The 25,001-nt window shown below is 38.8% G+C and carries 18 protein-coding genes and 1 riboswitch; of the genes, 9 read left to right on the plus strand and 9 right to left on the minus strand.

The genetic code is table 11. The annotated features are described in order from the left end of the window. Window positions 1-9: 9 nt before the first annotated feature. The 6 genes from BMX11_RS06005 to BMX11_RS06030 all read left to right on the plus strand — a co-directional run bounded on the left by BMX11_RS06005 (window position 10) and on the right by BMX11_RS06030 (window position 7,836). On the plus strand, window positions 10-1,581 hold the full coding sequence (locus tag BMX11_RS06005) for a SusD/RagB family nutrient-binding outer membrane lipoprotein (protein WP_090882455.1): 1,572 nt from the start codon (window positions 10-12) through the stop codon (window positions 1,579-1,581). 13 nt (window positions 1,582-1,594) lie between these two features. Then, window positions 1,595-3,121 (plus strand): DUF5689 domain-containing protein, encoded by a 1,527-nt coding sequence (locus BMX11_RS06010; protein ID WP_090882457.1) that lies wholly within the window; start codon window positions 1,595-1,597, stop codon window positions 3,119-3,121. Between the two features lie 102 nt (window positions 3,122-3,223). Continuing rightward, window positions 3,224-4,630, plus strand: a complete 1,407-nt coding sequence (locus tag BMX11_RS06015) for a calcineurin-like phosphoesterase C-terminal domain-containing protein (protein ID WP_090882459.1) — start codon at window positions 3,224-3,226, stop codon at window positions 4,628-4,630. 39 nt (window positions 4,631-4,669) lie between these two features. Continuing rightward, on the plus strand, window positions 4,670-5,569 hold the full coding sequence (locus BMX11_RS06020) for a glycerophosphodiester phosphodiesterase family protein (RefSeq protein WP_090882461.1): 900 nt from the start codon (window positions 4,670-4,672) through the stop codon (window positions 5,567-5,569). A gap of 209 nt (window positions 5,570-5,778) precedes the next feature. Then, the gene (gene glpT / locus BMX11_RS06025) at window positions 5,779-7,119 is read left to right on the plus strand and encodes a glycerol-3-phosphate transporter (RefSeq protein WP_090882463.1); all 1,341 of its coding nucleotides are present in this window, start codon (window positions 5,779-5,781) and stop codon (window positions 7,117-7,119) included. 24 nt (window positions 7,120-7,143) lie between these two features. Next, a complete protein-coding gene (locus BMX11_RS06030) occupies window positions 7,144-7,836 on the plus strand; it encodes a GDSL-type esterase/lipase family protein (RefSeq protein WP_090882464.1) in 693 nt (230 codons plus the stop codon). On the opposite strand, the gene bioD is transcribed toward BMX11_RS06030, so the two are convergent. From bioD to BMX11_RS06050, 4 genes are all read right to left on the minus strand, one after another. Beyond that, window positions 7,828-8,436: a dethiobiotin synthase gene (gene bioD, locus BMX11_RS06035; RefSeq protein WP_090882465.1), complete on the minus strand. Its 609-nt coding sequence runs from the start codon at window positions 8,434-8,436 to the stop codon at window positions 7,828-7,830. The genes BMX11_RS06030 and bioD overlap by 9 nt on opposite strands. Continuing rightward, complete coding sequence (locus BMX11_RS06040) at window positions 8,429-9,553, minus strand: aminotransferase class I/II-fold pyridoxal phosphate-dependent enzyme (RefSeq protein WP_090882467.1); 1,125 nt, start codon at window positions 9,551-9,553, stop codon at window positions 8,429-8,431. Before BMX11_RS06040 ends, bioD begins: the two co-directional genes overlap by 8 nt. Before the next feature lie 66 nt (window positions 9,554-9,619). Continuing rightward, a complete protein-coding gene (locus BMX11_RS06045; RefSeq protein WP_090882468.1) occupies window positions 9,620-10,069 on the minus strand; it encodes a hypothetical protein in 450 nt (149 codons plus the stop codon). A gap of 79 nt (window positions 10,070-10,148) precedes the next feature. Further along, window positions 10,149-10,925, minus strand: a complete 777-nt coding sequence (locus BMX11_RS06050) for an XRE family transcriptional regulator (protein ID WP_090882469.1) — start codon at window positions 10,923-10,925, stop codon at window positions 10,149-10,151. 132 nt (window positions 10,926-11,057) lie between these two features. Here BMX11_RS06050 and BMX11_RS06055 point away from each other — a divergent pair, with 132 nt between their 5' ends. Continuing rightward, window positions 11,058-11,411, plus strand: coding sequence for a GIY-YIG nuclease family protein (locus tag BMX11_RS06055; RefSeq protein ID WP_090882471.1), 354 nt, complete (start codon window positions 11,058-11,060; stop codon window positions 11,409-11,411). Between the two features lie 270 nt (window positions 11,412-11,681). Here BMX11_RS06055 and BMX11_RS06060 read toward each other — a convergent pair whose 3' ends face one another. Next, window positions 11,682-14,804, minus strand: a complete 3,123-nt coding sequence (locus BMX11_RS06060; RefSeq protein ID WP_175474482.1) for a peptidase MA family metallohydrolase — start codon at window positions 14,802-14,804, stop codon at window positions 11,682-11,684. Window positions 14,805-15,015: 211 nt separating this feature from the next. Then, window positions 15,016-17,469 carry a transglycosylase domain-containing protein gene (locus BMX11_RS06065; RefSeq protein WP_090882476.1) on the minus strand — a complete coding sequence of 818 codons (2,454 nt, stop codon included), beginning with the start codon at window positions 17,467-17,469 and terminating at the stop codon, window positions 15,016-15,018. Window positions 17,470-17,611: 142 nt separating this feature from the next. On the opposite strand from BMX11_RS06065, the gene BMX11_RS06070 reads away from it, so the two are divergent. Beyond that, window positions 17,612-18,493 (plus strand): polyphosphate kinase 2 family protein, encoded by an 882-nt coding sequence (locus BMX11_RS06070; RefSeq protein ID WP_090882478.1) that lies wholly within the window; start codon window positions 17,612-17,614, stop codon window positions 18,491-18,493. 55 nt (window positions 18,494-18,548) lie between these two features. Here the strand turns inward: BMX11_RS06070 and BMX11_RS06075 are convergent, their stop codons facing one another. From BMX11_RS06075 to BMX11_RS06085, 3 genes are all read right to left on the minus strand, one after another. Beyond that, a complete protein-coding gene (locus BMX11_RS06075) occupies window positions 18,549-19,901 on the minus strand; it encodes an alpha-L-fucosidase (RefSeq protein ID WP_090882480.1) in 1,353 nt (450 codons plus the stop codon). A 798-nt stretch (window positions 19,902-20,699) separates the two neighbouring features. Beyond that, a complete protein-coding gene (locus BMX11_RS06080) occupies window positions 20,700-21,302 on the minus strand; it encodes an HPP family protein (RefSeq protein WP_090882482.1) in 603 nt (200 codons plus the stop codon). 44 nt (window positions 21,303-21,346) lie between these two features. Next, window positions 21,347-22,591, minus strand: a complete 1,245-nt coding sequence (locus BMX11_RS06085; protein ID WP_090882484.1) for a serine hydrolase — start codon at window positions 22,589-22,591, stop codon at window positions 21,347-21,349. Window positions 22,592-22,675: 84 nt separating this feature from the next. Next, a riboswitch (cobalamin riboswitch) is annotated at window positions 22,676-22,869 on the plus strand. A 132-nt stretch (window positions 22,870-23,001) separates the two neighbouring features. On the opposite strand from BMX11_RS06085, the gene BMX11_RS06090 reads away from it, so the two are divergent. Then, on the plus strand, window positions 23,002-24,993 hold the full coding sequence (locus BMX11_RS06090; protein ID WP_245738589.1) for a TonB-dependent receptor: 1,992 nt from the start codon (window positions 23,002-23,004) through the stop codon (window positions 24,991-24,993). Window positions 24,994-25,001 lie beyond the last annotated feature (8 nt).

Here is a 25,001-nt window from a genome sequence, read left to right on the forward strand (position 1 = left end):
ATTAGAATTATGAGAACAGTGAATAAAATAACGAGCTATATATTAATAACAGCGGTAAGTACATTGATTTTTTCTTGCAAGAAAGATTTCAATGAAGTAAATACCGATCCAATAGGTAAATCTTCGGTTTCTGCCAATCAATTACTTTCACCGGCACTGGTAAATGTATTGTCATCAAACATGGTGCGTAACCGTAATTTCAATAATGAACTGATGCAGGTTACGGTTGACATCAGTGATGCAGAAGGCAAGGTATTCAGGTACGATGTTAGACGTACCTGGGCAGATTACACCTGGAATTCCTGCTATCCGGAACTCACCAACTTTCGTGATATGTATACGATAGCGAACAGGCCAGAAACATTAAATGCCTCTTACAAAGCAATATCATTAATTACGCAGGCCTGGGTTTTTCAATTGCTAACAGATGTGTATGGCGATGTTCCTTATTTCGATGCCAACAAAGGTAAAGATGGCGTATTCGAGCCGGCATTTGATAAACAAAAGGATATTTACCTGGATCTGTTTACCAAGTTAGAAGAAGCCAATAAACTTTTAACTGAAAATAAAGCGATTGTAGCCACTGGCGATCCTGTATATCAAGGAGATGTGTCTAAATGGCGCAGGCTTGGTAATTCTTTGTATCTAAGGTTGTTGTTACGTTTATCAGGCAAGGCTGAGGTAAGTGCCCAGGTTATTGCTAAAATCAAGGAGATTGCCGAAACCAATAAGGCTAACTATCCAATTATGGAAAACAATACGCACACCGCAAAAATTCTCTGGAATGGCACCAATAGCAGTACAGCTGTGTTTTCCTCTCCCTTTATGATTAGTGTTAGGGCCGTTGATTTTAGAACCCCTGCTATCACAGAGTTTTTTATGAATAATTTAACTACCTGGAATGATCCAAGACTGAATAAGGATTATGGGAAAAATGGGATCAACAGATGGGGGATAGCCTCTGGCCCGAATGGATTTGTAGGGGTTCCAAGCGGTTACGACGCAGGAACTTCTTATGTAAAGCAATCTTACTTTTATTCGGATGCCACAACTAATAATCCCACTACTTTACAAACAGATCCTTACACGGGCATCATCATGAATGTGGCTGAGGTTGATTTTATCCTTGCAGAAGCAGCTGCAAAAGGTTGGATTTCTGGAACTGGTGAGGCTTATTATTTAAAAGGAATTGCCGATGCGGTTAACTATTGGTTGCCAGATAGATTTAAAAGCGTAACTGATCCCGCCTTGCTTAGCTATGTAATTGCGGCTGATATCGATTGGAATAATAATTTACCAGTCGACAATGTAGCACCAGGCTCACAGAGTAAGATGGAAATGATCCACCTTCAAAAATATTATGCACTGTTTTTGGTCGACTTTCAGCAATGGTTGGAATACCGCAGAACTCAGCATCCAATTTTACCAAAAGGTACTGGTTTGGCTAATGGCGGTAAAATGCCTTCCAGATTGAACTACCCATTGGTAACCCAGTCTACAAACCCAACAAGCTACAAAAATGCTGTTGCATCGCAGGGTGCTGATGATATTAACACCCTTGTGTGGTGGCAAAAACCTTAATTAATTTTTGATTATGAAAATAACTTTAAAATATATCCTTTTACTAGCAGCAGTTGCTGGCATTTGGACTGGATGTAAACGTGATAGTGATTACATTAAAGTGAGTGCCAGTGCCTTTATATCAAATTTTGATTTAAAAAAGATCTATAAAGAAACTGACTTAACGTTAAACGCGGATTTACTGTCGGGGGCAACCTTCATTAAGGGGGTTGTTATTTCTGATTTTAGATCGGGAAATTCACCAGCGGGATTATTGATTTTACAGAATAGCAGAATTACCGGGAGTGGGATAGATTCTTTAAGGGGAATGGCCTTTAATATCGGTTCTGATGCCTCCAAATATGTTACAGGAGATTCAGTGCACATTAAAGTAGATGGTGCAGTATTGAAAAGAACCAACGGGATTTTACAAATTACGAACTTGCCAAACGGAGCGGTAAATAAGGTTGCCAGTGGACGAACAGTTAATACACAACTGATTACGATTGGCGCATTTCTGGCTTCACCACAGCGTTATGAAAGCACATTGGTTACTATTGGAAGTGCAGTGGTAGAACCGGAACCAAAGGCAAACGAAACCTTTGTAGGGGACAAAATAATAGACGATGCAACAGGAAAAGCAGTTGTGCATACCGAAACGGGTGCAGCATTTGCTGGCGAGCAATTGCTGATTAGTGGTAACTTTAGCGGGATTCCATTTCTTCAGCTCAGCGGCACCAACAGAATGCAAATTTGGATGCGTTCTATCCATGATTTCAGCTTTGCCATTTTACCTAAGTTCTCTCCAGCTATTATTAGCGGATATTTGGTAGATCCGAATAGTACAGACGGAAATTATGAGTATATCCAGTTTCTCGCAACAGCAGATATAGATTTTTCTAAAACACCGTATTCAGTCATCACCAATAATAATGCCGGAGCATCCACTTTCCCGCTTCAAGGCTGGGTAACAGGTGGAGCGAGAACCTATAAATTTAAACTCAATACAGGAAAAGTATCCAAGGGCGAGTATTTCTATGTTGGTGGTTCTCCAAAGCGCATAAATGGAAGTGGTAGTACTGATATAAGCTCCTCTAAATGGATGGCTAGTGTAGATTATACAACAGTGGCCGGTGCCGATGGTGTGGGTACTCCAACGGGAAATCTCCTGGCCAATAGTGGTAACATTGCAGGTATTGCCATCTTTGAAGGTACTGCAATTGACTTAAATTCAGTTCCAATGGATGTGATTTTCTATGGTGGCTTAGGAGGTAATTTCTACAGCGCAGGTCCGCCAGCTGTAGGGTTTAGAATCACGAACACCGATTTTTATAATACCATAGATCCTGCATCTAATGGTAAAATAAGGCAGGAATTTATGGGTGCAGGAAAAAATACAACCCGTTTAGCTTTCCCAAATGCAATCAGTTTTGTTCAGTTGGGAGGTGTTTATAATATGAAAGGCAGATGGTTAACCAAAAGAGCCATGCTAAATATTTCACTAACAGCTACTTCAACCATTTCTCAAATTGAAGGCGGAACCACCCTAAGTGATAACTAAATATTTAAAGGTCAATTGCAGAATTGACCTTTATTGTAATCTTATATTAATAATTAAGTAATTCAAATTAGGTTTTTTTGTTCCCTGTAAAACAAATATCATATGAATAGAAGATCCTTTATCCAAAAAACAAGTCTGTTAACCACTACCTTATTTGTAAGCCTGAAATCCTTTTCTTCTCTAATAGCTGTAGACGGATTAGTAAGCGGGAGGGTAACCAGTAAAGGAAAAGGTATTGCGAATGTGGTCATATCTGATGGATATAGTGTAGTACAAACGGATAAAAATGGTAGCTATCAAATTCAATTGCATGAATTGGCCCGTTTCGTTTGGATTAGTACGCCTGCCGGTTATGAATTTAAAACAGAAAGCAGTATTGCCCGTCACTATTATAAGCCTGACACCAATGGTCAGTTAAACTTCGACATTAAGCCCTTAAAACAAAACGACAATAAACACAATTTTATCATTTGGGCAGATCCACAGGTAAAGAATAAAAAGGATGTGCAGCAGATGATGGAGACTTCTGTTCCTGATACCCGCAGGGTGGTACAAAGCATGGGCAATACTCCGGTGCATGGAATCGGTGTTGGCGACCTGGTTTGGGATAACTTTGATCTTTTTCCAGCTTATGATGAAGCGATAGCTAAAATCGGTATTCCATTTTTTCAGGCATTGGGTAACCATGATCAGGATTACAGGCAAGGGGGAGATGAAACTTCCGATCGTACTTTTCAGGCGCATTACGGACCTACCTACTATTCATTTAACCGGGGTAAAGCACATTATGTAGTTTTAGATGATGTAAGGTACCTGGGTGTAGAGCGTACTTATGATGGTTATATCACCCCAACACAATTAGAATGGCTGGCTAAAGATCTTCAGTATGTACCAAAGGATGCCTTATTGATTATCAGTTTGCATATTCCGGTTCACAATCAGGTAAAGAATAGAGAAGATTTTTATGCGGTATTGAAAGATTTTAAAAACGTTCACATTATGTCTGGCCATACACACTACAATAAAAATGTGATCCAACATGGCATTTTTGAGCATAACCACGGTACGGTATGCGGTGGTTGGTGGACCGGCCCCATTTGTGAAGATGGAACACCAAGAGGTTATGGGGTTTACGAGGTAGATGGTACGAATTTAAAATGGTATTATAAATCTACAGGAAGAGACAAAAATGAGCAGCTGGATATATATGTGGATACCTTGACCAATCAAAAGCGGTTAATTGCGAATGTTTGGAACTATGATCCGGACTGGAAGGTAGAATACTTTTTAGACGGTAAAGCGATGGGTACACTCGCTCAGCAAGAAGGATTTGATCCTTTGGCTGTGAAACTTTATAAGGGAGATAAGCTGCCCCAACCGAGAGCTTTTGTTGAACCACGTTCTACTGATCACTTATTTATGGCACATTTTGGTCCTGAGGTTAAGGATGTAAGGGTAGTGGCTACAGATCGTTTTGGAAAAAAGTATGAAGCTAAAATTAATTCTTAAAAGCAGTGTAATCAAATCATATACAGATAGTTATTCAAGATGAAAAAATATTTAATAGCGGCACCGATTTTATTTTGTTCGATGATAAGTTTTCATGCCAATGCCCAGGTTAAATTCCCCGCATTTAGTGCAGAAGCCCACCGGGGAGGAAGAGGTTTAATGCCTGAAAATACCATTGAGGCCATGTTACATGCCATGACCATCAAAGGGATCACAACCTTAGAGATGGATACACACATTACCAGCGATAATAAGGTAGTGGTTACACACGATGATTATTTAAGCCCGGCATTTATGCTTACGCCAGATGGCAAGGAAATACCTAAAACGGATGCTAAAAAGTATCCTATTTTCGGAATGACCTACAAAGAAGTTAAGTCGTTTGATTTAGGGAGTAAATATTTCGAGTTGTTTCCTCAACAAAAGAAAATCAAAACGCATATCCCGCTTTTGGCCGATTTGATAGATGCCGTACAGAAGGATATTAAGAAAACAGGAAACAAACAGTTTTTTTATAATATTGAAACCAAATGCGATGTTAAGGGAGATGGGGTTACCAATCCGGAACCAGAAATCTTTGTTAAACTCCTGATGGATGTCATTATTAAAAAGAAAATCACGCCCTATGTTGTGATTCAATCTTTTGATAAACGAACCATTCAAATCATCAATAAGAAATATCCTGATGTTAAAACATCTTTTCTGGTAGCCAATAAGAAAACGTATGATGAAAACATTGCTGATCTCGGTTATAAACCATTCATTTTAAGCCCGGTTTGGCAAATGGTTAATGAAGAGCTGATTGCTAAAGCACATGCCGATGGTGTAAAAATTATTCCCTGGACAGCGAATACGCTAACTGATATTCAAAAACTCAAAGCGCTAAAGGTGGATGGTATTATCTCTGATTATCCTGACATCTTATCACAGGCGAAATAACCTTAACAAGGCTGTATCATCAATTATGGTTGTTCTGAGGTCCTGAGCTTCCCGATGTAAAATTGGAGCAAGTTGCGGAAGGATTGATGGAAACTGCATTTTGGACGTTTCGATTACCTGAACCGATTTTTCATCGGAATACTCAACGTGATCGCATTCAGGAAATTAATTAATGATACAGCCTTAATTACTTTTACCACTAACCAAATATGAAATTAACTTTATTCCCCGCTCCAGCAGCGCACAAACCGCTATTGCCCGAAGATCGCGTAAACTCCAGTTACTGGAAGCTTCGCTTACAAGTATTTGCAGGTATTTTTTTAGGTTATACAGCCTACTATTTTGTAAGGAAAAACTTCTCTTTCGCAATTCCGGATTTGATTAAACAAGGATTTACCAAAGCCCAACTTGGGGTGGCACTTTCGGCCTTATCCATAGCTTATGGCTTTAGTAAGTTTTTAATGGGAAATGTTTCAGACCGAAGCAACGCAAGAATCTTTTTGCCTGTAGGTTTGACCTTATCAGCATTAACCATGGTATTGATGGGGATTTTTCCTTTTGCAACCTCATCGGTAACAATCATGTTTGTTTTATTATTTATTAATGGCTGGTTTCAGGGGATGGGTTGGCCGCCTTGCGGGAGGGTTGTGGTGCATTGGTATTCCATTAAAGAGCGTGGCAGGGCCATGTCTATCTGGAATCTGGCGCATAATGTAGGTGGTTTTCTAGTTGGGCCACTAACCATTTGGGCCATTGAAATCTTTGCCGGCTGGGAGAGTAAGCTCTACTTCCCGGGCATGGTAGCTATTGTTTTTGCATTAATCGCTTACTTATTAATCAGAGATACGCCTCAGTCATGTGGTTTACCTCCAATAGAAGTTTACAATAACGATTATGCCAAAACCTACGATCAATCGCAAGAAAAGGAGTTTACTGCAAAGGAGATATTTTTCAAATACGTATTCAATAACCGCTTGCTCTGGTACATCGCTATCGCCAATGCATTCGTTTACTTAGTGCGAAATGGAATTGTGAACTGGGCACCAACCTTCCTGGGTGAAGCCAAAGGCTACAGCGCAAGCCAGGCCGCCTGGTCTTCTTCATTTTATGAACTTGCTGCTATACCGGGTACCTTATTATGTGGTTGGTTAAGTGATTATATTTTTAAAGGTCGAAGGGCACCTGTAACTATAATTTATATGGCTTTAACCATGATATTTGTTCTCCTATACTGGAAAAATCCTGTAGGAAATATGTGGCTTCAAAATCTATCCTTGTGGTCAATTGGTTTCCTCATTTATGGACCTGTTATGCTCATTGGGGTCCAGGCTTTAGATTTAGTGCCTAAAAAGGCTGCAGGTACTGCAGCTGGCTTAACAGGATTATTTGGTTACTTTATCGGCGATCTGCTCGCCAATGCAGCGGTAGGTAGCTTGGTAGACCACTATGGTTGGGATGCGTGTTTTATCACCATTGCAACCGCCTGTTTACTGGCAATATTTTTTACAGCCTTTACTTGGAAGCGAGAAAAGCTTAACTTAGGTTTATAATAATCATTCTAATCAATAATCTCTATGCAAAAGATTTTTCATAAGGCAATGCTTGTAGTTGCTTTTATCCTAACAGGGTATACTTCTTCAACCTTCGCGCAAATTGTTAAGTGGGATAGTACCCATCGACCAGGTAAGTATAAGGAACTGGTAGCTAAATTTAAAGAAGAGCCAAAATCAAAAAAAGACATTGTGTTTTTAGGCAATAGCATTACCGCAGGAACCGATTGGGCTAAATTGTTAAACCTTCCCCAGGCAAGGAACAGGGGGATCTCAGGCGATATTTCTTTTGGCGTGTTAGAGCGTTTGCAAGACGTGATTGATGGAAAACCTGCTAAAATTTTCATTCTTATCGGGATCAATGACATCTCAAGGAATATCCCGGATAGTGTAATCCTAAGGAACTATAAAACCATTATTTCGAGAATTAGAAAGGGATCTAAGAAAACACAGATTTACTTCAATACCCTATTACCCGTAAATAGTGCTTTCGATAAGTTTAAGAACCATTACGGTAAAGATGAGCACATTCTATGGTTAAATGATGAAATCAGGCAATTGGCCGCTAAAAATGTAACCATTGTTGATCTGTATCCCATCTTTACAGATGAAAATAAACATTTAAAAGCCAATTTGACTAAAGATGGCCTTCACCTGATTCCGGCAGGGTATGAGGTTTGGGCAAAATTTCTTCAGGAAGCGGGTTATTTAAAGTAATATCCGGTCACCTAATTCACTAATCAAATTTTGATCAATCTGCATTAAGCTAGGAATGTGTCCTAGCTTTTTTGCTTTGCTGTATTGAAGGATATATCTTTCTGTTTCCATGTTCTCATCTCCATTGAAAATGATACCCTTTAGTTTAATTTGGTATTGATTCAATAAATTGATCGATAGCAAGGTATGGTTAATACTGCCTAAGTAATGCTGAGAAATCAGAATCACTTCTACATCCAGTTGTTTAATCAAATCAACAATTAAGGTGCTGTCATTTAAGGGCACCATTAAACCACCGGCACCTTCGATAATCAGGTTATTTTCAGTATGTGGGGGATTGATTTGGGTAATGTCTATCTCTATCCCATCTATTTGAGCAGATAAATGAGGCGAAAGGGGTTGACTTAAACGGTAGGTTTCTGGGTGAATGAAGGTTTTATGGTTGCTGATTAGTCCTGAAATTGTTTTGCTGTCGCTTTGATCCAAATCTCCTGATTGGATGGGTTTCCAATAATCGGCATGAAGTTTTTCTGTTAAAATGGCACTTATCAAAGTTTTGCCAATACCTGTCCCAATTCCTGTTATAAAATACTTAGCCATTAATTTCTTTTATTTCCTTAACCAAGGATACTATTTCCTCAGTAGTATTATAAGTATGAATGCAAATTCTTAACCTTTCCTTTCCGCTGGGCACTGTCGGACTTAATATGGCCCGCACGTCGAATCCTTTGTTTTGTAAAATTTGAGCAGCGTTTTTAGCCCTCACATTTGATGGGTATATAATTCCTTGAATGGCACTACTGCTCTCCAAAATGTTAAGGTTTTGATCCCTGGCCAATTTTCTAAATAACGCTATTTTTTCCTGAATTATATTGATATCTACCTCAGCCAGTAGCTGATATGCCGCTTTAATCGCAGTAATATTGTGGATAGGGGTTGCTGTGGTATAAATGAAAGGTCTGGAAAAGTTGATCAGGTAATGACGCAAATCTTTGCTTCCCAAAACTATGGCGCCGTGCCCGCCAAGTGCCTTACCAAAGGTAACTACTGTTGCAAAAACTTTAGTTTGGAGGTTACCTTGATGAACAAGTCCCTTTCCTTGTGTGCCGAAAATTCCTATAGCATGTGCTTCGTCTACAATTAAATTGGCTGCATATTGTTCGCATAAAGCTGATATTTCTGTTAGAGGTGCAAAGTCTCCATCCATAGAATAAACGCTTTCTACTACAACAAAAATATTTCCGTTGCTGAGTTTTAATTTCGCGGCTAAGTCATTAAGATTGTTGTGCGCAAACTTATATCTGGTAGCATGGCTTAAGCGGCAACCATCTATTATACTGGCATGAATAAGTTCATCTGTTATAATGGTATCGCCACGCTGCGGAACTGCCGAGAGCAATCCCAGGTTAGCGTCATAACCCGAATTGAAAATTAGTCCCGCATCAAAGCTATGAAAGTGGGCAATAAATTGTTCTGTTTGCTCGGTATAGGCGGTATTGCCACTTAATAATCTTGACCCTCCAGAGCCATTTTTGATATTGGTTAAGCTTTTGAGGTTTTGGGTGCTTAAACTGGCTAATGATTCAGATCGGGCAAAGCCGAGATAATCATTGGAGCAAAAATCGATAGGGGGAGGCATAGCGCTAAGATTTCTAATCGAAAGATCGTCTATTCTCTTTCGAAGCTTCTCTTGTAGAAATTGCTCGATTTTACGCATGGTCAAAAATAAAGAAAGCGCCTCGTTAAAACGGACGCTTTCTCTAATTTATTTATAATCTTAATACTAACTCTGTGATGGTGGATTAGAAACGACAGGTTTTTTATCTCCTTTTCCCTTCCGAAATCCTTCTCTCATTTTCCCTGCTTTTTCTCTGCCTTCTGCACGGAAGGCTTCAAGCTTTGTTTTTTGATCTGCAGTTAAAACACCTTCCAAATCAGCTTTTGATTTTTCCATTGCAGCTTTCAACTCCTCTCTTTTGGCTTTTCTGTCTTTGGCTTCTGTAGCCCACATAGCCTCAGCTTTTTTGGCTCTATCTAATTCAATGGCATAAACCTTTGTTTTTTGATCGGCGGTTAAAGCCAATTTCTTTTCCATCACTGCAGTAGATTTTTCAGCTCTTTGTTCTGCAGTTAATTTAGGCCTGTTCATTCTTGCCCGTCTGGTTGTGTCTTGAGCAAAAGCAGCGGTTAAGCCCATCGCTACAATTGCTATTGTTAAAATTGCTCTTTTCATGTTTTTGTTTTTATGTGTCTTGTTTTCTAATAGATAGAGAAAAACATGAACGGTTTAATCTAAGAGCTGTTAAAAGATGTTAATTTTTGTTGAGTTGTGAAATCGACTTCTGCATTTGGGCCATCATCTGCGTTAAGGTTTCCATGGTAGGATCTGGTGCAGGTTCAGGTAAAGAAGTGGAGATGTATGCCTTAGCTCTCCAAATTTCAAGGATATCCTCTGCGGCGATAGTGTATGCATCATATACTTTATTATCTGAGATCAGTTTTAAGTCTTTGTTTTCTCTAAAACGGTTACCAGCTCTTTTATACACTACACCTTCATTTTTGCTAATGATGATATAAGTCTCGCCGGTTTTTACTTCATTCCAGTTATCCAGGTATTCTCCAATGATTACACTTCCAGGCTGTACAGGAAGCATGCTGTCGCCCATGATTTCGAAGGCCCTGAACGTTCCCTGACGAAGTGCTGCTAGTGGAAGTTGGAATTTAGGCAGGTCGCTAATGTATTGCGGATCTGAGAAGCCGTTAAGATAGCCTGCACTGGCCTTTACGGGTACCAATTCAATATTCTCTCTGTCATTCTGATCTACAGAAATACTCAGTACGCGTAGGTTAGAACCCTGGCTTTTCGGTTTAGGTTTCCAGGAGTCTGATATTTTTTCATTGATAAACTCATCAATAGTTAAATCAAAGTACTCTGCTATTTTTTTTAGTAAATCGTATTTCGGTTCTGCACGGTCTTCCTCATAAGCGCCGATAAGAGATCGCTTAATTTCCATGATATCAGCAAATTGCTGTTGTGTATGGCCTTTTTTCTTTCTGAGGTATTTTAAGTTGTTCGAAATATTTGACATAAAAATAAATTTTAAAATAAATTTGGAAATACTAAAATAGTTAGTAATTTTATGCCAATAAAGTTAGTAATATTATTTTGAATTGCAAGAAGATATACTAATTAGTTTAGTTTAAATATTTAATCCATTATTATGAAGAAGTTTGTTTATATCGTTACCGACAGAAATCGCACAAGCATGCATGTGGGCATGAGTTCTGATTTGATTAAAACATTGGATTTTTATAAGCAGATGCCAAACTTGTTTTTTGATAATGGACAACAACTTACGCGTTTGGTTTACTTTGAAGAGTTTAAAACAGAGGCTCAGGCTTTGGTTCGCTTTAAGCAGATCAGCCGTTTTACCAGGATGCAAAAGGAAAGATTAGTAAGATCCTGCAATCCTGATTGGATTGATTTAACGATAGGACTGGATTTCGAAAATATACTATTACACCGTAGTAATATTACCAATCAGGTTAAATTGGCCTTCACCAGCCTTTCGTAGATAATTATTGAGTTTTGAATGAGAGAATGATTGAATGGTTTTGGAACTCGCGCGGTAATTCACTCATTCCTTCATACACTCATTCTATCATTACTTAATTATTGAGTTTTGAATTAGAGAATAGTTTGGGAACTCGCCTGGTCATTCAGTCATTCCTTCATACACTCATTCGATCATTAATTATTGAGTTTTGAATGAGAGAATGATTGAATGGTTTTGGAACTCGCCTGGTAATTCATTCATTCTATCCTTCACTCATTCAATCATTTCTTACCACCCCGGTGCAAAGGTTAACCCAAACACACCACCTTTTACATCTTTACGTTGAAAAGGGATTGCATAGTAAGGCTCCAGTACAAAATAACCAAATACATTAACACGCAAAGAAATACCTACACTTAGCGAAGGAACCCGCTCGTTTGTGGTTTGGTAGGTTATTGGGTTTCCATCACTATCAAAAGCAGGATTTCCATTTGCATCTGTAGCTTGTGCTGAGGTATAGGTTGGTTGTGATTTGAATTTGACCTTAGTATCATTTGTCCAGGCTACACCTGCATCAAAAAATAAGTTTAAATCGGTAAATAAAAATTTAGAAGGTATCGCTGTCAGCTTTTTAGGGCCTGTGAAAGGCAAACGAACTTCAAAATTAAATACAGCGATTTTGCTACCTGTTAACTGATCAATATTGAAAGAATTATTGGTGGTGCTTGAATTTGTACCATAAATAGAATTAGCCTCATAACCTCTAATCAAATAAGGATAACCCAGGTACATTGGATATAAGCGATCGGCATCATTACCAATCCTTAAAGTATTGTAAGATCTGGCGGCCAAAGTGATTGGTTTTAATCTCCAGTATTTTCTTAAATCTGCTGTTACACCTGCGAAATTATACGTTCCGAAATATTTCTCTCCACTAACCCTATATCTAAAACCGTCCAGAGGAGCTGTTAAGCCAAATATCGAATTATCTCCTACGAAACCTGCATTTAATTGGTATAGTGTAAAGGAGTTAAAAGGTATGCCCAGCTCTGTACTGGCCTGGTCATTTGATATTCTGTTTCTATCAGAACCCTGATAAAAACCTTCAGGCGTATAATAGTTGCTATAACGATCAATTCGGTAACTGTAGTGCGAAAATGCTCCTCCCAATTCAAAACGGTGGATTTTACTAAACGGGTAGGCTGCAAACAATTGGAACTGATCTTCAAATGTACGGATGATGTCAGTTCTATAATTAATTAACTGGGTAGTGGTTCCATCATTCAATGGAACATTTTCAACGCCATAAGAACTTAATCCGGAAACGTAAGGGATATGGGATACAGCTGCCCCCCAATTGATTCTGCTTTTTTGATTAATATAGCCCACTAATCCCCCGAAATCATAAATTTCTCCGTTAACCGAAAGGTTTGCAATAATCTGATTCGTACCCAGGATGTCGCTAAACATCCCAACAATTCCTCCGGCAACTCCGGTTCCAAAACGACTTGTTGATACACCTACGCCACTGTTCGCTAAATAATCTAATTTGAATTTTGGACGATAGGGTACTGTTTTCATCGAATCAGCTACGATTTTCTCAAAGCGTTCGAAATTGTTCAGGTTTGAATTGATAATATTTACGCCAATATTTTCCATAGGAGGGAGGATAGCTGCATCGAAATTCTCCTCCTGGTTACCAATTCGCTTAGCCTTGAAACTGCTTAATTTGGCATTGTACAAAGTATAGCGTTGATAGCGATAATAGCTATAAACGATATCATCGGTATTGGATACAGAAATAGCAGGAGAGAACTCTGTGATACCGCTGATTCCCGTAAAATAATCAGTTAACTGGTCGACAGAATTATCGGCAAAATTGTACTTGTAAAGATTTCTGAAGCCATCTCGGTTAGATAAGAAATAGATGCTCTGACTATTGGACGAAAATTGAGCATTTAAATTATTGGCTCCCGGAAAAACATCCAGATTAGTGACTGTTTTGGCTTCAATATCATAAACCGCTAAGTTAATTGGGTTAACTGCATTGGTGTTATTGCCTTGTATCGCAGCCCTATCTGATGAAAAAACTAGTTTCTTGCCATCAGGAGAGTAACTTGGCGCATAATCGGAAAAGATATCGTTGGTGATTTGACTTATCTTTTTGGTGTCCAGGTTGTAAGAAAATATATCGCTTTGGCCTTCTACCATTCCCGAAAAGGCAATATCTTTCCCATTTGGCGACCAGGTTAAGTTGCCAAATTGTTGAACATGATCCATTGCTGTTTGCGACACCGTGGTACCATCGTCTACATTGATAATCATCATCTGGTTTTTACCATGACTAAAAATACTAAAGGCAAATTGCTTGCTATGCGGAGACCATGCACCAGCAGATTCTATAAAGTTAAAATCATCTATATGACCATTAGAAATCTGGCTGGTTAATTTTCTGATGATTCTGCCGGTTTTTGCATCAGCTAAGAAAAGATCTATCCCGAATAAATCCTTTTCAGACATAAAAGCTACATATTTTCCATCCGGACTAAGCGCAGGAGCAACGTTCATGTTACCTGCATTTTTATTGTCTATAATCTTAGTTCCGGTAATTTTAATCTGTGAGCTATCTGCTTTCAGCATCGGCTTATAATGGGCATCGATGGCATTTTTCCATAAACCAGAAAGGGTTTTATCGTCATAACCAAAAGTATATCGGATGGCATTTTCGTACCCGTACTTAGCAGTATTTTTAAATAATGGAACAATAGTCGTATCTCCATATTGAGAACCAATATAGGTCCAGAAAGCCTGGCCATAACGATACGGGAAGTATTTATTGGAGTTCGTTAAATCCTTCAATGAAGGGATGTCACGGTTAAGCATCGCGTCTCTCATCCACATGGATGTAAAAGCATCTTTTTTTCCTATCGAAAGGTATTCTGCCATACCCTCTACCATCCATAACGGTGTTTGCCCAACGTTTTCTAAACTGATAGAGTCTTTTTCTAACAAGATGTGGTATTGAAAAGCATGCACAAGCTCGTGGCCCAATACGTGTCTGGTTTGACTGTTAAGCTCCATTACAGGCATAATTACCCGGTTTTTTAGCGCCTCAGTAACACCACCTGTACCGATACCTATTTCACCCTGAAGTGCTGTAGTTTGTTGAAAGTCGGGATGGTTGTTGTAAAGGATAATTGGGTTTTTCTTAAAGAAAGTATCTCTAAAAACTTCCTGATGCATTTTATACCAGGTTTCGGCATCCTGAGAAAACTTCTTTAACAGGTTCTCATTTTTGATATAGTAATATATCTCAAAGTGAGGAGTTTGTAAAACCTTGAAATCCAATTTCTTATAGCGCACCTTGTTCTGTCCGAAATATTGTGCCTGAACAGATAAGGCTGTTATCATGAAGATTAGAATGGTTATACAACGCCTAGTTAAAGTAGAGCTTATTTTCATATAGGTGCTTTTAAATAATAGTAAGTAATTTACGGAAATTAAACCGATAAAGATTTAAGGCTAAAAATAGTAATTGTTTAAAATACTATTCAAAATTTAACACTTTTTACAAAGAAAAAATCGCCGTGAAGTTTAATTCAGGGCGATTTTACCTTATATTTTAATTTTCATTATTGTTCTTCTCATTTTTTTTCTTCTCCCGCTCTTCCTGGCGTTGCTTTCTTCTCAACTCACGTTCTTCTTTTTTGGTTAGTGGAACAGTTGTGGCAGGTTGATTTTGAACGGGTTCTGTTTTCTTTTCTTCCTTTTTTACTTCAGGCTCTACAGTAACCGCAGGAACAGGCTCTGTCGGCTCCGGGGTATTGAAGTCGGTAGAATCCACCACCACACTATCGGTAGATGTCGTGTCTTCCACAATCCGTGGACTTGGGCAGTTTATGGTTCTGGTAATAGGAACGGTAGCTTTAGGGAAAGGGCCATAAGTATATCCTGAAGAAGGATCGTGATAAACTTTTTCCATAAACTTGGCAAAGATAGGCAGGGCAGTGCGCGAACCTTCTCCCTGCTCGCCATTTTTGAAATGAGCAGTACGCTCATCACAACCTACCCAAACGCCAGTTACTAAATCTTTGGTAATGCCCATGTACCAGGCATCAACATAATCTGATGAAGTACCTGTTTTACCACCAATCTGGTTATTCTTTTTCCATAAATCCCATTCCCACAGTGCTTGTGAAGTCCCTCCCGGTTCTTCCATACCGCCTCTAAACATATAGAGCATTAACCAGGCAATCTCTTCCGACAGTACCCGTTTGGTTTTAGGTTTAAAATCTTCAATCACATTATTATCCTGATCGGTGATCTTTTCTACTAAAATCGGATCAGTTTTTACCCCTTTATTTAAGAAAGTGCTGTATGCTTTAACCATTTCATAAACAGTAACATCGTTAGAGCCTAAACTCACCGACGGAACGGACTCCAGATGACTATCTATACCACACTCATGAGCATATTTAACTACGTTATCCCAGCCCACTTTTTCGGTTACCTGGGCAGTAATGGTATTCACTGATTTAGCCATGGCCCAACGTAAGCTCATCTCTCTGTAGCTTATGCTGTAATCGGCATTTTTAGGTTCCCAGTACTTGGTTTCGCCTTTATCCTGATACTCAATTTTTACAGGCTTATCGGTATATTTATCGCAAGGATTTGCACCTTGTTCAAGTGCCGTAAGGTAAGCGAAGGGTTTAAATGTAGATCCTGCTTGTCTTTTAGACTGGTTAACGTGATCATATTTAAAGAATTTATGGTCGATTCCGCCAACCCACACTTTAATTTTACCAGTAACCGGCTCCATAGTCATCATGCCGGTATTTAGTATTTTTCCATAATAACGGATAGAATCGAGGGTAGAAAATAAAGTATCTCTATCACCTTTATAAGTGAAGATCTGCATGCGTTTCTTTTTGTTAAAATAAGCAGTAACAGAATCGGGGTTATTAGGGAATTTCTTTTGTAAAAGCGTATAGATGGATAGGTTTTTCATTGCACGATCCGGATAATCTACTTTTTGCTTTTCAGAATCATACCATGGATCTTCATTACCCCAAACACTGTAGAACCTGCGCTGAAGCGTTTTCATTTGCTCCTGTACAGCTTCTTCCGCATATTTTTGCAGCTTAGAATCGATTGTGGTGTAAATCTTCAGTCCGTCTTCGTAGAGATCAAAGCCATTTTCAGTGCACCATTTCTCTAAGTATTTGGCAACTGCAGATCTGAGATAGGAATCGTCGTCACTACCGTCTTCAGATTTTCCTTCTTTAAGTTTAATGGGTTCTTTAGTCAGTTCGGTTAAACTATCCTTACTTAGATATTTATACTTATTCATCTGGGTAAGTACCACATTCCTGCGATCGAGTGCATTTTTAGGATTTTTAACAGGATTATATAGTGTTGTTCCTTTTAACATGCCCACTAATAAAGCCGCATCAGCAGTCGATAAATTCTTTACTTCTTTATCAAAGTAAACCCGACTGGCTGTTTTGATGCCATAAGCATTCTGACCAAATGATACCGTATTGAGGTACATGGTGAGGATATCATTCTTAGTATAATTAGATTCTAATTTTACTGCGGTCATCCATTCCTTTAATTTTGGGATGATTTTTCTGACTAGAGGAATCTTGGATAATAAGCCAGATGATTTATTATAACGTGTACGGTATAAGTTTTTAGCCAACTGCTGGGTGATGGTACTCGCACCACCATCTTTACCTAAGCCAATTACAGCACGACCAAGCGCCTGAACGTCTATTCCCCAATGCTTGTAGAAACGAACATCTTCTGTGGCTACCAAAGCATGAATTACACTCGGTGCAATGTCTCCATAATTAACGGGTGTTCGGTTTTCTTTAAAGTATCTGCCTATTAGTTTTCCGTCGGAAGTATATAGTTCTGAGCCTACTCTTAAGGTTGGAATTTTAATGTCGCGGTAACTAGGAGAGTAACCAAATAACCATAAAAAGTTTAATTGGAGAGCGGAAAAGAAAATAATGATAAAAAAAACAACAATTGCAGAATAGCGTAAGTACTTGTTTTTTATTTCTTTAAACATATTGTATGTGCTAATGAGGGGTAAAAAGCTGTGGCGCTAAATATAAAAAACTCTGTATGCAAATTACAGTATTTAATTTACTTATTTTTTAGTTATATCTTTAAATACTGTTGTTGAACGAATATCTAAATGCTTTGCAAGTATGAAAAACGAATTTAAAGGCTTAATTGTACAAGGAGATAAAAAATTCTCTATTAAAAATACCAAAACTGATTTTACAGGTGGGTATAATAAGGAAAAGGCTAAGGATGCCCTGGTAAATGCCAAAATAGAAATTAGTCACTTGCAGGAAAAGCTTTATGCCGCGAACAAATATTCGGTACTCATTCTTTTTCAAGCCATGGATGCGGCCGGAAAAGACAGTGCCATTGCGCATGTAATGAGTGGGTTAAATCCCCAGGGTTGCCAGGTTTTTAGTTTTAAAGTACCTACATCTGAAGAGTATGATCATGATTTTCTATGGCGCCATACAAAGGCTTTACCAGAGAGGGGTCGGATTGGGATACATAATCGCTCTCACTATGAAAATGTATTGGTTTGTAAAGTGCACCCTGAGTATATACTCAGTGAGAATTTGCCTGGATATGAAGATGTTAAAAACATAAATAAACAGTTTTGGAAGCAACGCTATGAGAGCATTCGCAATTTCGAAGAACATTTAACCGCTAATGGAACTGTAATTTTAAAGTTCTTCCTGAACGTAAGCAGGGATGAACAAAAGAAACGCTTTATAGAGCGCATTGATGACCCAACAAAAAACTGGAAGTTCTCTTCGGGTGATATTAAGGAACGGGCACTGTGGGATGATTACATGCAGGCTTATGAGGATGCGATTAATGAAACCAGTACCAAACATGCACCATGGCATATTATTCCGGCAGATAAGAAATGGTTTGCCCGGTTGGCGATAAGCGAAATTATTGCAGATAAGATGAAAAGCCTCAACCTGAAATTTCCTGTGCTGGATGATGAAGAGCAGGGCAAACTGAATGAAAGTAAGCTAACTCTTTTAGGGGAGGATTAATTTATTCCAATAGCACTTGCGCTTAAGTGAGGGCAAGTGCTATTTTTAGAAAAGGTTATTTCAAGGAAAGTTCTACTACAGGAATTTCAAAGTTTGGTTTTCTGGCTGGTAGCTTCAGCACAAGATCATCGGCATTTGATTTTTCTTTGTCTGTTTGAAGTTCCGAACCATCATGCAGGAACTGAGCGTATTTAACTAATTTGTTGTACCCTTTAAGACTTAAGCTTCCATCTTTAGGATATTCAAATAAATGAACATATAGTTTTTTTGCCGCTTTGTTATAGGTGGTTTTAGCGCCATCAACTCTCGGGTATTCCTGTGGCGCGTAAGTGCAGTTATAAATAGATTTGCTGTTGGCATGCATCCAAATGCCTAAAGAGTCTAATGCTGTATTGGCCCTGATATCAAACTCTCCACGTGCGGTTGGCCCAACATTTAATAGTAGATTCCCTCCATTGCCAACTGAAGTGATGAGTAAATCTAAAAGTGTTCTGTTGCTTTTCCAGGTATTTTCGTCACGGTGATAGCCCCATGAGCCTGAAAAGGTTTGGCAGGTTTCCCAGACTTTGCCTTTGAACTTTTCTAGTTCTGCGGGTTTAACTTGTTCAGGTGTCTCAAAATCAGCTCCATCTGCATATTCTTTTAAATCCAATCGGTTATTGACAATGATGTTGGGCTGAAGTTTTCTGATCTGCTTGAGCAATTCAATGGAGCCCCAATCATCTTTTCCTTTTCCATATTTTCCTGTAAATGAGTAGTCTAGCCATAGTAAATCAATTTTGCCATATTTGGTCAGAATTTCTGTTACTTGGTCATACAGGTATTTTCTGTACGTGGCCATATCGCGACTCTTATTTAAACTCGCATAAGCAGAATCACTTTCTTTTATCGGACGCTGTGGGTGAATTCTGTCTACGGTATACTGCGGGTGGTGCCAATCGATTAATGAATAATAAAAACCCACTTTGATTCCTTCAGCTCTGAAAGCATCCACGAATTCTTTAACTAAATCTCTTTTTGCAGGCGTATTAGTTGCTTTATAGTCCGTCAGCTTGCTATCGAACAAGGTGAAGCCTTCATGATGTTTAGTAGTTAATACGGCATATTTCATGCCTGCAGCTTTGGCTTTTTTAGCCCAAATTTTAGGTTCAAAAAGGTCAGGATTGAAGTGATCAAAATATTTTTGATAATCTTCAGTGGTGATTCTTTCTCTGCTCTTAACCCATTCATGACGCGCAGGCATGGCGTATAGCCCCCAGTGAATAAACATACCAAAGCAGTCATTAGTCCACCATTGCATTCGCTTTACTTTAGCTTCAGGGCTTTCATTTCCAATGCTCTTTTGTGCGAAAAGAGGGGAAAGAGACATTACTGTAAAAAACAGTAACAGATAAGATTTTTTTCTCATATTTATTTGGTCAACAGGTGTGCTTGATCTGCCCAGTTATTTGGTTGATTTGGAAATGGGTAAAAAGATCACTTTATACAAATGAAAGTATAATACCAAGGCAAACATTAAGGGATATAATCAAAATAATAAACCTGTTTGGTTACAAGAAATAAGAACCCAAAATATTTAACCACAAAGCCCACAGAGAGCAGGCGCAGAGGACACAAAGTTAGGAAATTGCTTAGTATTTGGGCGAATTAGGCATCATGCCCCGTAACACGGAACATGCAACCCACAACCTAATTAACAATCACTGGTTGTAGCGTCTCGCTACGGCCTAGCCACATAGGTATGATGACCGGCAACATGTAACCTACAAGCCATTTAACCGCAAAGTCCACAAAGAGAAGGCGCAGAGGACACAAAGTTAGGACATTGCTTAGTATTTGGGCGTATTAGGCATCATGCCCCGTAACACGGAACAGGCAACCCACAACCCATTTAACCACAAAGGCCACAGAGAGAAGGCGCAGAGGACACAAAGTAGGAAATCGCTTGGTATTTTGGGGGATTAGGCATCATGACCCGTAACACGGAACAGGCAACCCGCAACCTAATTAACAATCTCTGGTTGTAGCGTCTCGCTACGGCCTAACTACATAGGTATGATGACCGCAAACAAGGAACCCACAACTCATTTAACCACAAAGTTCACAGAGAGTAGGCGCAGAGGACACAATGTTAGGAAATCTCTTAGTATTTTGGGGGATTAGGCATCATGCCCCGTAACACGGAACAGGCAACCCACAACCCAAACTACCGGATAACTTTGGTGCGGAAAAATGTTCTTTTTACGAAACGTGTAAACCTTGGATTGGTAGGGTATCTTCTTCGAGGGGTGATATTATTAAATATTAATGCAACTAATAACAAGATAGTACACCCCGTTAAAACAGGCGATAACACGTAAAAATAGCCTAAACCCACAATTTTTGGTGCGCCACTTACGGCAATAAGCGCAGTAGCACCACCTGGAGGGTGTATGGTTTTGGTGAATTGCATACATACTATAGATAGACCTACGGCGGTGGGCGCAGTAAGCCAGATCACATCGGGCAAGAGCTTAAACACAGTAACACCAATAATTGCTGAAATTACATGCCCCCCAATCAGGTTTCTGGGCTGTGCCAGCGGACTCTGTATATTTCCATAAATGAGCACACTGGAAGCTCCAAAGGATCCGATCAGGAAGATATTTTCTGTATTGGAAAGGATGTTACTTTGAAAGAGTGCTATCAGGCCAATGCCGATAAAGGCACCCATAAACGACCAAAAATGTTCTCTGCTATCCACAAGGGTTTCTTTGTATAAAATGTATTTTGAAACCCTTAAACTCCTCTTTATTCTTTTTTTAATCATTGGTAGTCCATTCTAATCTTTAATAGCTCAATATCGAGGTGCTATTAATAATCGAGTGCAAAACTACTTAAATTAGGTTTAAATTTCTTGATTCGTTGAAGTTCTAACTGATAAATGACTTGCCCAAGATTTTTCATAAATGGAAAACATACGGTTTCATATTCGTATTTATTGTCGTTATAGATGCCATCTTCATTGCTCTGGACTACTGCAGTTAACAGGTATTCAACTCCATTTTTAAAATCGACGAAGTAAGAGTTATCGATGATAAAACCATAACTATCGCCATATTTATTGAAAATTCTGATGTTTTTATCTAATGCAATGCCTTTTTCTCTGCCATAATAGAGCATTTTGGCATAAGTTGGCCAAAACTCCTTTTCATCGTACTTCGGATATTTAGCCTCTGTTGGGTACATGCTCATAAAGGTATAAATCAGCTTATAATCTTCAGGAGTTAAGTTAAAACGTTCATTAATTGGAAATGATTGAGGGAATAAGAGCTTCTGCATTAACTTTTGCTGATCTGAGATGGCAAAAGCATTTTTGTTGGCCAAGCTAAAGGGTTTATTCACCAGTTGGTCTGCACTATCCAAATAGCCCTTACCCATAATTAGGTTGCTAAGCTTTAATTTATACTCCTTCGGGTCATATTGTGGTTGCTGACTATAAACCAGTTTATCGCCATTGTAAAATTTAATGGGGTTGGTGTGTTTGGCCGATTCGCCGGCATCGCCAATTGCAAGCCTGTTTAATATGCGACTATGGTGAAGTCCGTTTCTCTTTAACTTATCATTAATTTCTGCCCGCCCTATAAATTCAAATAACCTGTTAAATGCATCATTATCGCTGGTAAGCAATATCTTTTTGATGTAATGTGCTATAGACGGAAGCTTATTTTCTGCGGTTTCATCTTTGATTACCTTGGTTTGTCCCTTAAAGGCGCTATCGGTAATCATGGTGCTTCTTGCAGTGAGTCCGGTCTTATTGAGTGTATTTACTTTCTCTAGCGCAAAAATTACAGCTGCAAGTTTTACCGTGCTGGCAGGGTAGAAGTAGTGATTCGGATTAAGGTTGTAACTAAAACTTTTAAAGTGTGGGTTGTTTTGTGCATCCCGGTCAATCTGTGTATATAATATCTGAACCTGATTGTGCTCCGGATGATTCAATATGCCACCAAACAATTCAGGCTTTGATTTCATTAGTTGTTCGAGCATGGTGGTATCTGTTTTTTGTGCCATGGCAGATAGACTTATTAATGAAAGAAAGAGGAAAACTGTTTTTTTCATGGTTCAGGATTGATTTTTAAAGTTAATCTTTTGGCTGAAGAAAGCTATCGGCTAACATCCATTTTACATTTGGCTTTATTTTATTACTTTTGCGGCGCTTTTGGTTTCCGGCTTTACACTCGGAATTAAAAGGGAATACAGTGTAATTCTGTAACTGTCCCGCAGCTGTAAGCTCTGTAACGATTTTTTAATCTATTCGCCACTGTTTTAATACCTGAAACGGGAAGGCAAAAAAATCGGGAGTAAGTCAGAAGACCTGCCTTTAGCATATAATTTCATAGCTTTCGGGGATTGGAGCTAGGATTGAGGTACTAAAGGTTTTCGTATTTTCATTTCCTTCAAATCTGTTTGCTGTGGGTAATTAACTCGCAACAAAAATGATTATTAAACATCTTGCCAAATGCGGCATTATGCACTTTTTTATTGGTACATCCATATTTTGGACAGCTACACTTTTGCCTAATTTTTCCTGGGCGCAAACCGATACCACAAAGATTAATCAGCTTAAGGATGTTCAAATCAATCAATTGCGGTTAAGCAAACAACACCTTTCTCCAACGCCATTACAGGTTTTATCCGGCCTGGAACTGCAGCGTTTAAATTCTTTATCCATAGCCGATGCGGTGCGATATTTTTCTGGCGTGCAGGTTAAAGATTATGGTGGTATTGCAGGTTTAAAAACCATTAACGTGCGGAGTATGGGCAGTAATCATACCGCTGTTTTTTACGATGGTGTGCAGTTGGGAAATGCTCAAAACGGACAGGTGGATTTAGGGAAATATACCTTAGATAATATTGACGAACTCTCTCTAACCAGCGGGCAAAGGGCAGAGCTCCTGCAACCGGCAAAGGCTTTCGCTTCGGCAAGCTCATTATTTATTAAAACAAAAGTGCCTTCGTTTAATAATAAGCTCCAAAACTTTAGTGCTGACGTAAAGGGTGGCTCGTTTGGACTGGCGAATGTATCAGCTCTTTATGAACAAAAATTAAGAAAAAACTTAGCCTTATTCGTTAATGCCGCTTTCCTTAATGCCAATGGTAAGTATAAGTACCGTTATACAAACGGATATTACGATACTACAGTAGTGAGAACCAATGCCGATATTTATTCTTATCGCTTAGAAGGGGGGGTACACGGAAGGGCCGGGCAAGAGGGGCAATGGTACGTTAAGGTTTACCAGTATCAATCAGAAAGAGGTATTCCAGGGGCCATTGTTTCGAATAAATTTGATTTCAGTCAGCGTCAATGGGATGACAATATTTTTGTACAAACACACTATGAACACAAATTAAGCAACCGATACAGCCTCTCGCTCTATGCCAAATATGCCAATGATTATACCCGTTACAATGATCCAACAATAAAATCTGACAAAGGAGCCTTAAATAACATCTATAAACAGCAGGAAATGTATTTTTCTTTTGCAAATGTTTATCGTGTTGCGGATCCGCTATATTTTTCTTTTTCTTCTGATTATAGCTTTCAAACCTTAGATGCCAACCTTGAATATTTTGCTTATCCCAGCCGAAATACAGGTTTGTTTGTGCTAGCCGGTAAATATGTTCAAAAAAGATTCGAATTTCAAGCCAATGTCCTGGCTACGTTAATAACAGAAAAGGTTAAAACATTTTCAGCGGCGGGCAATAGGGTAGAATATACGCCAACTACGATGTTTTCCTGGCAACCTTTTCAAACACCTAATTTTAGGCTAAAGGGATTTTATAAATCGATATTTAGAATGCCCACTTTTAATGATTTGTACTACACCTTTATCGGAAATACGAACTTAAGACCAGAGTACACCAAGCAATATGATCTGGGCTTTAATTATAATACGCATGTATTAGCCGGAACGCTCAAGAATTTCTCCATTCAAACCGATGTTTATTACAACCAGGTAAAAGATAAGATTGTAGCTGTACCTACGCTGAATTTGTTCCGGTGGACGATGCTTAATCTGGATGCGGTATCCATAAAAGGCTTGGAAACCAATATCAAAGCATTGTGGTTAATAGATAGGTTCGAGCTCATTACGAACTTAAACTACACTTTTGAAAAGGCGCTTGACGTGACCAAAACCGGTTTCACGTACCGCAATCAAATTCCATACATTCCTGTTCACAGTGGTTCTTTTACCAGTAGCCTTGCTTATACACATTATAGCTTAAACTACAGCTTTATTTATACTGGCGAGCGCTACAGTCAAAAAGCGAATATTCCAGTAAACTACGTTAAGCCTTATTACACGCATGATGTTTCGATCAATGCAAATTTCGGCAAGCTCAAAAATTATAAAGTCACCGCAGAAATCAATAATCTTTTTAATCAGTACTACGATGTGGTACTTAACTATCCCATGCCTGGACGAAATTTCAGGTTTACCATTAGCACAAAAATTTAACTACCAGA

The sequence above is a fragment of the Pedobacter rhizosphaerae genome (assembly GCF_900111155.1).
In the GTDB taxonomy this organism is placed as follows: Bacteria; Bacteroidota; Bacteroidia; order Sphingobacteriales; family Sphingobacteriaceae; genus Pedobacter; species Pedobacter rhizosphaerae.